The organism is Streptacidiphilus carbonis, assembly GCF_000787775.1.
GTDB classification, from domain to species: Bacteria; Actinomycetota; Actinomycetes; order Streptomycetales; family Streptomycetaceae; genus Streptacidiphilus; species Streptacidiphilus carbonis.
Map to the genome: position 1 here is coordinate 129,397 of NZ_BBPM01000002.1, position 11,007 is coordinate 140,403.

The 11,007-nt window shown below is 72.2% G+C and carries 10 protein-coding genes; 1 reads left to right on the forward strand and 9 read right to left on the reverse strand.

The features are described 5' to 3' along the window. Positions 1-90: 90 nt before the first annotated feature. The 6 genes from ligA to TR46_RS02060 form a co-directional block, all read right to left on the reverse strand. Positions 91-2,322 (reverse strand): NAD-dependent DNA ligase LigA, encoded by a 2,232-nt coding sequence (ligA, locus tag TR46_RS02035; protein ID WP_042392452.1) that lies wholly within the window; start codon positions 2,320-2,322, stop codon positions 91-93. Between the two features lie 23 nt (positions 2,323-2,345). Then, on the reverse strand, positions 2,346-3,299 hold the full coding sequence (locus TR46_RS02040) for a methionine synthase (protein ID WP_042392756.1): 954 nt from the start codon (positions 3,297-3,299) through the stop codon (positions 2,346-2,348). Positions 3,300-3,396: 97 nt separating this feature from the next. Beyond that, a complete protein-coding gene (locus TR46_RS02045) occupies positions 3,397-4,086 on the reverse strand; it encodes an SDR family oxidoreductase (protein ID WP_042392454.1) in 690 nt (229 codons plus the stop codon). A gap of 49 nt (positions 4,087-4,135) precedes the next feature. Beyond that, a complete protein-coding gene (locus TR46_RS02050) occupies positions 4,136-4,993 on the reverse strand; it encodes a class I SAM-dependent methyltransferase (RefSeq protein WP_042392456.1) in 858 nt (285 codons plus the stop codon). Next, positions 4,990-5,358: a VOC family protein gene (locus tag TR46_RS02055; RefSeq protein WP_042392459.1), complete on the reverse strand. Its 369-nt coding sequence runs from the start codon at positions 5,356-5,358 to the stop codon at positions 4,990-4,992. Before TR46_RS02055 ends, TR46_RS02050 begins: the two co-directional genes overlap by 4 nt. Before the next feature lies 1 nt (position 5,359). Next, on the reverse strand, positions 5,360-5,539 hold the full coding sequence (locus TR46_RS02060; protein WP_042392462.1) for a hypothetical protein: 180 nt from the start codon (positions 5,537-5,539) through the stop codon (positions 5,360-5,362). A 115-nt stretch (positions 5,540-5,654) separates the two neighbouring features. On the opposite strand from TR46_RS02060, the gene TR46_RS02065 reads away from it, so the two are divergent. Continuing rightward, positions 5,655-7,565 (forward strand): NAD-binding protein, encoded by a 1,911-nt coding sequence (locus TR46_RS02065; protein ID WP_152626261.1) that lies wholly within the window; start codon positions 5,655-5,657, stop codon positions 7,563-7,565. A 144-nt stretch (positions 7,566-7,709) separates the two neighbouring features. On the opposite strand, the gene TR46_RS02070 is transcribed toward TR46_RS02065, so the two are convergent. The 3 genes from TR46_RS02070 to TR46_RS02080 all read right to left on the reverse strand — a co-directional run bounded on the left by TR46_RS02070 (position 7,710) and on the right by TR46_RS02080 (position 10,776). After that, positions 7,710-8,243 (reverse strand): LOG family protein, encoded by a 534-nt coding sequence (locus TR46_RS02070; RefSeq protein ID WP_042392465.1) that lies wholly within the window; start codon positions 8,241-8,243, stop codon positions 7,710-7,712. Between the two features lie 61 nt (positions 8,244-8,304). Beyond that, positions 8,305-9,453, reverse strand: a complete 1,149-nt coding sequence (gene mnmA / locus TR46_RS02075) for a tRNA 2-thiouridine(34) synthase MnmA (protein WP_042392467.1) — start codon at positions 9,451-9,453, stop codon at positions 8,305-8,307. A gap of 108 nt (positions 9,454-9,561) precedes the next feature. Next, complete coding sequence (locus tag TR46_RS02080; protein WP_042392470.1) at positions 9,562-10,776, reverse strand: cysteine desulfurase family protein; 1,215 nt, start codon at positions 10,774-10,776, stop codon at positions 9,562-9,564. Between the last annotated feature and the right edge of the window lie 231 nt (positions 10,777-11,007).

Sequence of the window (11,007 nt, forward strand, 5' to 3'; positions counted from 1 at the left end):
GTGACCGACTGGTGTCGTTACCAGCCGGTCGGCTCTACGATATGCACCCGCTGACCGAAATGCCTTTGCGTTAAGTAACTTGACGAGGCATTAGTCCGTCCCTGAGGGTGCCTCAACTGCTACCGGGAGTGCATGTCCGCGTGCTGCCTCCGGCCCTTCCGCGAGGAGCACGGCGAAGCCGTCGTCGTCCAGGACGGCCAGCTTCAGCTGCATCGCCTTGTCGTACTTGGAGCCGGGGTTGTCGCCGACGACGACGAAGTCGGTCTTCTTGGAGACGGAGCCGGTGACCTTCGCCCCCAACTGCTGCAGCGCGTCCTTCGCGCCATCGCGGGTGTGCGAGGCGAGCGTCCCGGTGACCACCACGGTCAGCCCCTCCAGCGGACGCGGCCCCTCGTCCTCCCCGCCACCCTCCTCCACGAACCGGACGCCGGCGGCCCGCCACTTCTCGATGATCTCCCGGTGCCAGTCCTCGGCGAACCACTGGGTGATCGCCGCCGCGATGGTCGGGCCCACACCCTCGGTGGCGGCCAGTTCCTCCTCGCTGGCAGCGGCGATCCGGTCCAGGTCGCGGAACTCACGGGCCAGGGCCTGGGCGGCGACCGGGCCGACATGACGGATCGAAAGGCCGGCCAGGATGCGGGCCAGCGGGCGCTGCTTGGCCGCCTCCAGGTTCTCCAGCAGAGCGGTCGCGGTCTTCTTGGGCTCACCCTTCAGGTTGGCGAAAAAGGTGACAACCTTCTCTTCGCCCGTCTTGGGATCCCGCTTGGGCAGACCGGTGTCCTGGTCGCGGACGACGACCTTGATGGGCAGCAACTGCTCGATCGTCAGATCGAACAGGTCACCCTCGTTCAGCAGTGGCGGATCGGACGGCTCCAGCGGCTGGGTGAGCGCGGTCGCCGCGACATAGCCCAGCGCCTCGACGTCCAGGCACTTGCGCCCGGCCAGGTAGAAGACCCGCTCGCGCAGTTGGGCAGGGCAGGTGCGGGCGTTGGGGCAGCGCAGGTCGATGTCGCCCTCCGCCATCGGCCGCAGCTCGCTGCCGCAGTCCGGGCAGTTGGTCGGCATGACGAACTCGCGTTCGCTGCCGTCCCGCAGGTCCACCACCGGTCCGAGCACCTCGGGGATGATCTCCCCGGCCTTGCGCAGCACCACGGTGTCGCCGATCAGCACGCCCTTGGCCTTGACCACGTCCTGGTTGTGCAGGGTCGCGTACTCGACCACCGAGCCGGCCACCTGGACCGGCTCCATCACGGCATAGGGGGTGCAGCGGCCGGTCCGGCCGACGTTGACCCGGATGTCCAGCAGCTTGGTATTGACCTCCTCCGGCGGGTACTTCCAGGCGATGGCCCAGCGCGGGGCGCGCGAGGTCGCGCCGAGACGGCCCTGCAGCGGGATCTCGTCCACCTTGACCACTACGCCGTCGATCTCGTGCTCGACCGAGTGCCGCTGCTCGCCGTAGCGGACGATGAACTCCTTGACCTCCGCGAGCGTGCCGACCACCGCGTTGTGCCTGGCCGTCGGCAGTCCCCAGGCGCGGAGCAGGTCGTAGGCGTGGGACTGGCAGTCGATGTCGAAGCCCCGGCGGGCGCCGATGCCGTGCACGATCATGTGCAGCGGCCGGGATGCGGTGATCCGCGGGTCCTTCTGCCGCAGCGAACCCGAGGCCGAGTTGCGCGGATTGGCGTACGGAGCCTCCCCGGCTGCCACGCGGGTGGCGTTGAGCTCGGCGAACGCCTCGATCGGGAAGTAGATCTCGCCCCGGATCTCCACCAGTTCGGGCACGGCGTGGCCGCCGTCGTCCCGCAGCTGGTGCGGGATCTCGGCGATGGTGCGGACATTGGCGGTGATGTCCTCGCCGGTGCGCCCGTCGCCCCGGGTCGCGGCCCGGACCAGTCGGCCGTTCTCGTAGGTGAGGTTGACGGCCAGGCCGTCGATCTTCAGCTCACAGAGGAAGTGGTAGCTCTGACCGGTCAGCTCCTTCTCGACCCGGTCGGCCCAGGAGTCCAACTCCTCGTCGGTGAAGGCGTTGTCCAGGCTGAGCAGCCGCTCCAGGTGCTCCACCGAGGCGAAGTCGTTGGAGTAGGCGCCACCGACCTTCTGGGTCGGCGAATCAGGGGTGCGCAGTTCGGGGCGGCGCTCCTCCAGCGCCTCCAACTCCCGCATCAGCGCGTCGAACTCGGCGTCGCTGACGGTGGGGGCGTCCTGGAGGTAGTAGCGGAAGCGGTGCTCCTCGATCTCCTGCGACAGCTCCGCGTGCCGGGACCGCTCCTCGGCCGTGGCCTCCACCGCTGCCTCTTCTGCCGACACCCTCTGCTCCTCCATCGACGACCCCCCTCGTGGCGTACTTACTCCGGATTGTCGGCCAGGCTCTGGGCGGCGATCACGCTGTGTGACAGCGCGCGCCGCGCATACGCCGGGGAGGCCCCCGCCAGACCGCAGCTGGGGGTCACCACGACGCGTTGTGCCAGCAGCGCCGGGTCGAGCCCGAGCCTGCGCCACAACGTCCTGACACCGCTGACACTACCGGCCGGGTCTGACAATCCAGGCTCCACCGAAGGCACCACACCGGCGAAGAGCAGCGTCCCTCCCTCGACCGCCTCACCGATCGCGTCGTCGTCACGCTCCGTCAGCAGGCCCGCGTCCAGCGAGACCCCGGCGGCCCCGGCCCGACGCAGCAGCGCCAGCGGCACTGCCGGGGCGCAGCAGTGCACGACCACCGGCACCTCCACCGCGCGGACCAGCGCGCGCAGCGTCTCCTCGGCGATCTGCCGGTCCACCGCGCGCAGCCGCTGCCAGCCGCTGGCGGTCGGCACCTGCCCGGCCAGCACGGCCGGCAGCGACGGCTCGTCCAGCTGGAGCACCAGCCCCGCGCCGGGCACCCGCTTGCGGACGTCCTCCAGGTGCAGCCGCAGGCCCTCCGCCAGCGAGCCGGCGATGTCCCGCACCGCGCCCGGGTCGGCCAGCGCCTTCTCGCCGCGGTGCAGTTCCACGCTCGCGGCCAGCGTCCAGGGGCCGACGGCCTGGAGCTTGAGCGGCCCGGTCCGGCCCTGGGTGTACTCCTCCAGCGCATCCAGGTCCTCGCCGAGCCAGGAGCGGGCCCGGCGGGTGTCCCGGCCGGGGTGGTCGCCGAAGCGCCAGCCGCTGGGCTCGACCCGGGCGAACAGTTCGACCAGCAGTCCCAGACTGCGGCCGACCATGTCGGCGCCGGGACCGCGGGCCGGCAGTTCGGGCAGGTGCGGCAGGGCCTCCAGCGAGCCGGTGACGGTCCTCGCGGCCTCCCGCGCGTCCGTCCCCGGCATCGACCCCACCCCGGTCGCGGCCGGACCGGTCAACTGCGGAAACGTACTCTCAGAGCTCACTCCGGCAGCGTACGGGAGTCCGCGCGGATCGTCCCCGCTACCGCCCCGGGCGCACCGTCAGATCGGTGATCTCCGCGTCCCGCGGCAGGTCGACGGCGGTGAGCACGGCGGTCGCGATCGACTCGGGGGCGATCCAGGCGGAGGCGTCGTAGGACTTGCCCTCCTGGGCGTGCACCTTCTCCTGCATGGCCGTCGCCGTCCGGCCCGGGTAGACGGTGGTGACCCGGACGCCGTTGCCGTGCTCCTCCGCGCGCAGCGAGTCGGCGACGGCCCTGAGCCCGAACTTGGAGGCGGCATACACCCCCCACTCGGCATGGGCCTGCAGCCCGGCGCCGGAGTTGACGAACACCACGTGGCCCCGGGAGACCCGCAGGGTGGGCAGGAACAGCCGGGTCAGCTCCGCCGGGGCGACCAGGTTGACGGCGAGGGTGTGGTTCCAGACCTTGGTGCCCAGGTCGCCGATGGCGCCCAAGTCCACCACGCCCGCGATGTGCAGCAGCGAGTCCAGCCGTACCGGCTGCTCCTGCTGGCCCAGCGCCCAGGACAGCCGGTCCGGGGTGGCGAGGTCGCCGATCAGGGTGCGGCTGCCGGGGAACTGCTTGCGCAGCACCGCCGCGCGGTTGGCGTCGCGGGCCAGCAGCCACAGCTCGTCGCCCCGCTCCGCCAGCCTGGCGGCGACAGCCGCGCCGATGCCCGAACCCGCGCCGGTGATCAGATGGATAGCCATGGCTTCATTGGTATCACGCCTGGTCGCGACGGCGGCCGAGCGCCGGGGATCAGGTGGTCGCGACCACGAACTCCTCCCCGTTCGAGGTCCGCAGGCCGTCCGCCCGGTCGGCGAAGTACCGCTCGTTGAGCATGGCCGCCGACACGTGCCGGGCGTCCTTGAACCCCGCGTCACGGGCCAGCGCGACCATCTCCGACGGGGCGAAGAAGCTGAGGAAGGGTGTCCCCGAGGCCCGCGCCGCCTTCTCCACCGCCAGGCGCCCCGCGCGGTCCCCCTCTTCGAGGAGGTCCAGCGGCGGCTGGAACGTCATGGCCAGGGTCGAGCCCGGGGCCAGCGCCGCGAGCCGGCGCAGCGTGTCCGTGTTCGCCTCCTCGGTGAGGTACATGCTGACGCCGGTCGAGGCCACCACGGCAGGCCGGTCCGGGTCCAGGCCGGCCGCGGTCAGCCCGTCCCACCACGCCCCCTCCACCTCGAAGTCGACCGGCACCAGCCGCAGCCAGTCGGGGATGCCGAAGCCGAGCTCGACCAGCCGCTGCCGCTTCCAGGCCTGGGGTCCCGGCTGGTCCACCTCGAACACCCGGAGGCGGGAGGCGACCTCGGGTCGGCGCTGGGCGAAGGTGTCCAGCCCCGCCCCGAGGACGACGTACTGGTCGACACCCCGGGAGGCCTGCTCCACCACCAGGTCCTCGACGAAGCGGGCCCGGGCCACGACGCTCGCCCGGTACCGGCTGGTGCCCTGGGGGTGCATGTCCCCCCGGTCGCGCCAACCGTCGCCGGGGTCCACCAGGCGCAGGCCGATCTCGTCCGCCAGCACATGGGGCGGCGGGTCGGCCTGGACGTGCACGGCCCGCCAGAGCGCGACCCTGGCCGCGGTGTCCTCCGGGCCGACGTGCTGATTCGCGGTCATGAGGCGTTCTCCACTGCGCCGCTGCCGTCGGCCGGGGCCTGCAGGCTCCAGAGCCTGCCGTCCGGGTCGCGGACGGTCATCTCCCTGGTGCCGTAGTGGGTGTCCGCGAACGGGGCGACCACCTCGACCGAGGGGTCGGCGCGGAAGGCGTCCGCGTCCGGCACCTTCAGGACCAGCTGCATCCCGGTCTCCTGGCTCTCGGGGACCTCGGCGATGAAGAGGTACGGCCCGTCGCCGTTGCGCAGCTGCCCGGAGTTGTGGTCCGTCGCGAAGTCCAGTTCGAACCCCAGGCCCTGGAAGAACTTGGCCGCCCTGCCCCAGTTGTGGGTCGTCAGGAACACGGCCTCGATGCCTTCTGTGGTCATGTCAGGTTTCCTTCCGGAACGCTTGCTCTCGTTTTCCGTGGGCGTCGTCGAGGTAGGCCCGCAGCGCTTCGGCGACCAGCGCCGACAGTGACAGCTCCGACTCGATGGCACGGATCTTGACCTGCTTGATCAGCCCCAGCGGCAGGTACACGTTGAACTGCTTCACGTCCTCGTCACCCATGGCTCGATGCTAGCAAACTAACAAGCTAGATGTGCGGCAGTCGGGAATCACCACATTCCGAGACGGGGACACGTCATGATGAGGGCAGAGGATCAACAGGGGGGCGTGGCGGTACGTGAGTGACCAGACGGCAGTGACGGCCGAACCCACCCCAGGACACATGATCGTCTGCGGCGGTGACGCGCTGACGCACCGCGTGGCGCTGGACCTGATCCACCTCTACCGCGAGCGGGTCACCCTGGTCATCCCCGACCTGGAGACCGGCCACGGCCCGCAACTGGCCGCGCTGGCCACCGAGGACGGCTCGGTCACCGTGATCGGCGGGCGCGGCCCGGACGAGACCACGCTGCGCGCCGCCGGGATCACCGAGGCCACCGCCCTCGCCCTGACCATGGAGGACGATCCGGCCGTCACCGAGGCGGCGCTGCTGGCCCGGGGCCTCAACCCGCGGCTGCGGCTGGTGATCCGGATCTTCAGCAATGCGCTGGGCCAGCGACTGGAGCACCTGCTGGACCGGGCCGCCGACCACACCGGCGGCTCGACGGCGGTGCTGTCGGCCTCGGAGACGGCCACCCCCGCCCTGCTCTCCGCCGCGGTCACCGACCGCAACCAGGTCATCCCGATCGACGGCGGAACCTTCTCGGTGGTCGAGCAGGGTCCGACCGAGGCCGACGACAACACCGTCCCGCTGGCACTGCTCGCTCCGCGAACCGACGAGACGGTCGGCACCGGCGACTCCCCGCTGCACGTCCTGCTGCCCTCCCCCGAGCAGTCGGCCGGCGCCACCGAGGCCACCGTCCGCGCCGTGGTGCGGCTGCGGCACGACCCCAACCCGCCGGCCGAGCCGGGGCGGCGCGGACTGCCGCGGTTCCCGCTGGGGGCGCTGATCTCGCGGCGGCTGCGCCGGGCCGCGCTGGGGCTCGGCGCCTTCGTGGCCGTGCTGACCCTGGTGACCTGGCTGACCACGCCGCGGTCGATCGGCCTCTCGCTCTACGACGTGCTGATGGACGTGGCCGCCGCGGGCAACCCGGCCGACAACGAGTCGGGCGTCCGCAAGGTGCTGCAGCTGCTCTCCATGTTCACCGGAATGCTGATCATGCCGCTGGTGCTGGCCGTGATCCTGGAGAACCTGGGCGCGCTGCGCAACGTCAGCGGACTGGACCGGCCCAAGCGCAGCACGGCCGACCACATCGTGGTCATCGGTCTGGGCAAGGTCGGCAGCCGGGTGGTGGAGCGGCTCGCGGCCATGCGGGTGCCGGTGGTGGCCGTGGAGCGCAACCCGGAGGCCGCCGGGGTGGCCAGGGCCAGGAAGCTCGGGGTGCCGGTGGTGATCGGCGACATCTCCGATCCGGAGATCTACCACGACGCCAGGGTCAGCCGCAGCCAGACCCTGATGGCACTGACCAGCAACGACAGCGTCAACCTGGAGGCGGTGCTGTACGCCCGCGAACAGCGGCCCGATCTCCGGGTGGTGCTGCGGCTGTTCGACGACGCCTTCGCCGGCACCGTCTACCGCACCCTCCGGGCCTCCTATCCGCAGGCCCGGACCAGGAGCCGGAGCGTCTCCTACCTGGCCGCGCCGGCCTTCGCCGCCGCCATGATGGGCCGTCAGGTGCTGGCCTCGATCCCGGTGGAGCGGCAGATGCTGCTGGTCGCCGTGGTCGGCGTGCGGGGGCGCGAGGCGCTGTCCGGACGGACCGTGGCCGAGGCGTTCCGGCCCGGCGGCTGGCGGGTGGTCGGCCTGCACCGGCCCGGCCGGGAGCTGCGCTGGAACCCGGCGCCGGAGCGGCCGCTGCAGGACGAGGACCGCGTGGTCGTGGTCGCCACCCGCGAGGGCCTCGGCCTGCTGCTCCGCCGTACACCCGCCGCGGCGGCGGTCGAGGAGGAGGCCCCGGCTCCCGCGGCGGCGGCCCACCCCCACCTGCCGGGTCCGCGGTTCCACCGCCACCCCGACGACACCGGCCCGCTGCCCCGCCTGCCGCGGGCCCAGCCGGACGCGCCGTACCCGGGGCAGGAGGAGCCTTAGCGGGGACCCTTGGCTGCGGACCGTAGTTGGCTGGTCGCGCAGTTCCCCGCGCCCCTGGGGGTCTGCGACTGGGCCAGTTGCACTTGCTCAGGGGCGCGGGGAACTGCGCGACCAGCCCGGCACATGCCGCAGCCGAAGAAGGAACTACGGCGTCGCCTGCTCCAGCAGCGCCAGCGCCTCGGCGCCGTCCGCGGCGAAGCGGACCAGCTCGTCCAGCGGCCTCGGCAGGAAGCCTTCGGCCTCCATCCGGGCCAGCTGGATCCGCATGCCCTCGTAGAAGCCCTCGGTGTCGAGCAGCACCACCGGCTTGATGTGCAGGCCGTGCTTCTTGAGCTCCACCACCTCGGTGACCTCGTCCAGCGTGCCCAGCCCGCCGACCAGGACCACGATCGCGTCGGCCCGCGCCAGCAGCGCGGCCTTGCGTTCGGCGAGGTCCGCGGTGATGACCATCTCGTCGGCGCCCTGGTAGTTCTTGTGCTGGAGCAGGTCCACCGATATCCCGACGAGCCTCCCGCCGGCCGCCTTCACCTCGTCGGCGAGCACGCCCATCAGTCCGGCGTCGGAGCCGCCCCAGACCAGGGTGTGCCCGTGCCGGCCCAGCAGTCGGGCGAACTCCCGGACGGGCTTGGTGTAGCGCTCGTCCAGGGCGTAGGCGGAACAGAAGACAGTGATGTTCATGGAGAGATCCCCCAGCTCGGTCGGACGTACTGCGCGTTCAGCGGACTGCGGCGGGTCCGGCTCAGCCGGAGAGCACGGCGCGCTCGGTGGTGGCGATCGTCGCCGAACCGACCACCCGGGTGCCGTCGTAGAGCACCGCGGCCTGGCCCGGGGCGATCCCGCGCTGCGGCTCGGCCAGCGCGACCCGGAGCTCGGCGCCGTCCTCGCTCAGTGCGGCTGTCGCGGCCACCGGCTCGCCGTGGGCCCGCAGTTGGACGGTGTACGCCCCCGGCGCGAAGGGCGTGGTGCCGCACCAGCGCGGCTTGATGCCGGTGAGCGCCGCGACGTCCAGCGCCTCGACCGGTCCCACCGTGACCCGGTTGTCGACCGGGGAGATGTCCAGGACGTAGCGGGGCTTCCCGTCGGCCGCCGGGTGCCCGATCCGCAGGCCCTTGCGCTGCCCGATGGTGAAGCCGTACGCGCCGCTGTGCTCGCCCAGCCGGGTGCCGTCGACGTCGACGATCTCACCGGGGGCGGTGCCCAGCCGCTGCTCCAGGAACCCCTGGGTGTCGCCGTCGGCGATGAAGCAGATGTCGTGGCTGTCGGGCTTCTTGGCCACCGCCAGACCGCGGCGCCCGGCCTCGGCCCGGACCAGTTCCTTGGGGGTGTCCCCGAGCGGGAACATCGCGTGCGCCAACTGATCGGCGTCCAGCACACCGAGGACGTACGACTGGTCCTTGGCGGGGTCGACGGCACGGTGCAGTTCGCGCACGCCGTCCGCGCCGGTGACGATCTGCGCGTAGTGGCCGGTGACCACGGCGTCGAAGCCCAGGGCGACGGCCTTGTCCAGCAGCGCCGCGAACTTGATCTTCTCGTTGCAGCGCAGGCAGGGGTTGGGGGTGCGGCCGGCCGCGTACTCGGCCACGAAGTCGTCGATCACGTCCTCGCGGAACCTCTCGGCCAGATCCCACACATAGAAGGGGATGCCGATCACATCGGCGGCCCGGCGGGCGTCCCTGGAGTCCTCCAGGGTGCAGCAGCCGCGGGCGCCGGTGCGGAAGGACTGCGGGTTGCTGGAGAGCGCCAGGTGCACCCCGGTCACCTCGTGCCCGGCCTCGGCCGCCCGCGCGGCGGCGACGGCGGAGTCCACGCCGCCGGACATCGCGGCCAGGACGCGGAGCTTGCCGGGGGCGGAGGGGGAGCCGTCGGGGGCGCCTGGGAAGTCACTCATGATGGAACCAGGGTACGTGGCCGCTCCAGCGGTTTGTCGCGGCACCGGGTGCGGGGCCCGGCGCAGTTCCCCGCGACCCTGCGGGGTGCGTACACGGCTGGGACGCGATCAGGGTCGGCGTGCTGCCGCACCGGCCATCCGGGCCCGTTCCACCACCGGGCCGATGGCCTCGGCGAGGGCGGTGACGTCCGCCCTGGTGGAGGTGGAGCCCAGCGAGAACCGCAGTGAGGCGCGGGCCAGGGCCGGCTCGACGCCCATCGCCAGCAGCACATGGCTGGGCTGGGGGACGCCGGCCGAGCAGGCCGAGCCGGTGGAGCACTCGATGCCGCGGGCGTCCAGCAGCATCAGCAGGGCGTCGCCCTCGCAGCCGGGGAAGGAGAAGTGCGCGCTGGCCGAGAGCCGGCCGCCCGCCTGCGACCCGGAGCCGTCCGCGTTTCCGGGGTCGCCGGGGTCGCCGTTGAGGACGGCGTCGGGGACGGCCTTCTGCACGGCCAGTACCAACTCGTCGCGGAGCAGGGCCAGCTCCCGCGCGTGCTGCGGCTGCCGCTCGGCGGCGATGGCCGCCGCCGCCGCGAAGCCGGCCGCGGCCGGGACGTCCAGGGTGCCGGAGCGGACGTCCCGCTCCTGGCCGCCGCCGTGCAGCAGCGGGACCGGGGTGGCCGAGCGGGCCAGCAGCAGGGCGCCGACCCCGTAGGGGCCGCCGATCTTGTGGCCGGTGACGGTGAGCGCGTCCAGGCCCGAGGCTGCGAAGTCCAGCGGCACCTGGCCGAAGGCCTGGACCGCGTCGGCGTGCATGGGGATGTCGAACTCACGGGCGATGGCCCCGAGTTCGACGATCGGCTGGATCGTGCCGACCTCGTTGTTGGCCCACATCACGGTGATCACCGCGACATCGGCGGGGTTGCGCTCGACGGCCTCGCGCAGCACCTCGGGGTGGACCCGGCCCAGCGCGTCCACCGGCAGCCAGTCGACCCGTGCGCCTTCGTGCCGCTCCAGCCACTCCACCGCGTCCAGCACCGCGTGGTGCTCGACCGGACTGCAGAGGATGCGGACCCGGGCCGGGTCGGCGTCGCGGCGGGCCCAGTAGAGGCCCTTCACCGCGAGGTTGTCGGACTCGGTGCCGCCGCCGGTGAGGACCACCTCGCTGGGACGGGCTCCGAGGGCCTGGGCGATGGTCTCGCGGGACTCCTCGACGACGCGGCGGGCGCGGCGGCCGGCGGCGTGCAGGGAGGAGGCGTTGCCGGTGCTGCCGAGGTGGGCGGTCATGGCACTGACCGCTTCCGGGAGCATCGGTGTGGTCGCCGCGTGGTCGAGGTAGGGCATAGCGGGACCAAGTGTAGATGCTGGGGCCCGCCCCGGGTGACGCCCGCGACGACTGGGAGCGTTCACAGGACAGAACCGCACACCGAATCCCGGATGCCGTGAAGGATGTGCACAACGGATCCGAAATGTGACCTCTATTCAAACAAGTTCCAACAACTTTCCCCTTGCCAGTACCGGGACCGCATCCACTACGGTGTGCACGTTCCCACCCTGCCCCACCTTCCCCCACCC

Coding starts and splice junctions, on each gene's coding strand:
- ligA (WP_042392452.1), bottom strand. CDS start 2,322: ATGGAGGAGCAGAGGGTGTCGGCAGAAGAGGCAGCGGTGGAGGCCACG.
- TR46_RS02055 (WP_042392459.1), bottom strand. CDS start 5,358: ATGACCACAGAAGGCATCGAGGCCGTGTTCCTGACGACCCACAACTGG.
- TR46_RS02080 (WP_042392470.1), bottom strand. CDS start 10,776: ATGCCCTACCTCGACCACGCGGCGACCACACCGATGCTCCCGGAAGCG.
- TR46_RS02045 (WP_042392454.1), bottom strand. CDS start 4,086: ATGGCTATCCATCTGATCACCGGCGCGGGTTCGGGCATCGGCGCGGCT.
- TR46_RS02070 (WP_042392465.1), bottom strand. CDS start 8,243: ATGAACATCACTGTCTTCTGTTCCGCCTACGCCCTGGACGAGCGCTAC.
- TR46_RS02060 (WP_042392462.1), bottom strand. CDS start 5,539: ATGGGTGACGAGGACGTGAAGCAGTTCAACGTGTACCTGCCGCTGGGG.
- TR46_RS02050 (WP_042392456.1), bottom strand. CDS start 4,993: ATGACCGCGAATCAGCACGTCGGCCCGGAGGACACCGCGGCCAGGGTC.
- TR46_RS02040 (WP_042392756.1), bottom strand. CDS start 3,299: ATGCCGGGGACGGACGCGCGGGAGGCCGCGAGGACCGTCACCGGCTCG.
- mnmA (WP_042392467.1), bottom strand. CDS start 9,453: ATGAGTGACTTCCCAGGCGCCCCCGACGGCTCCCCCTCCGCCCCCGGC.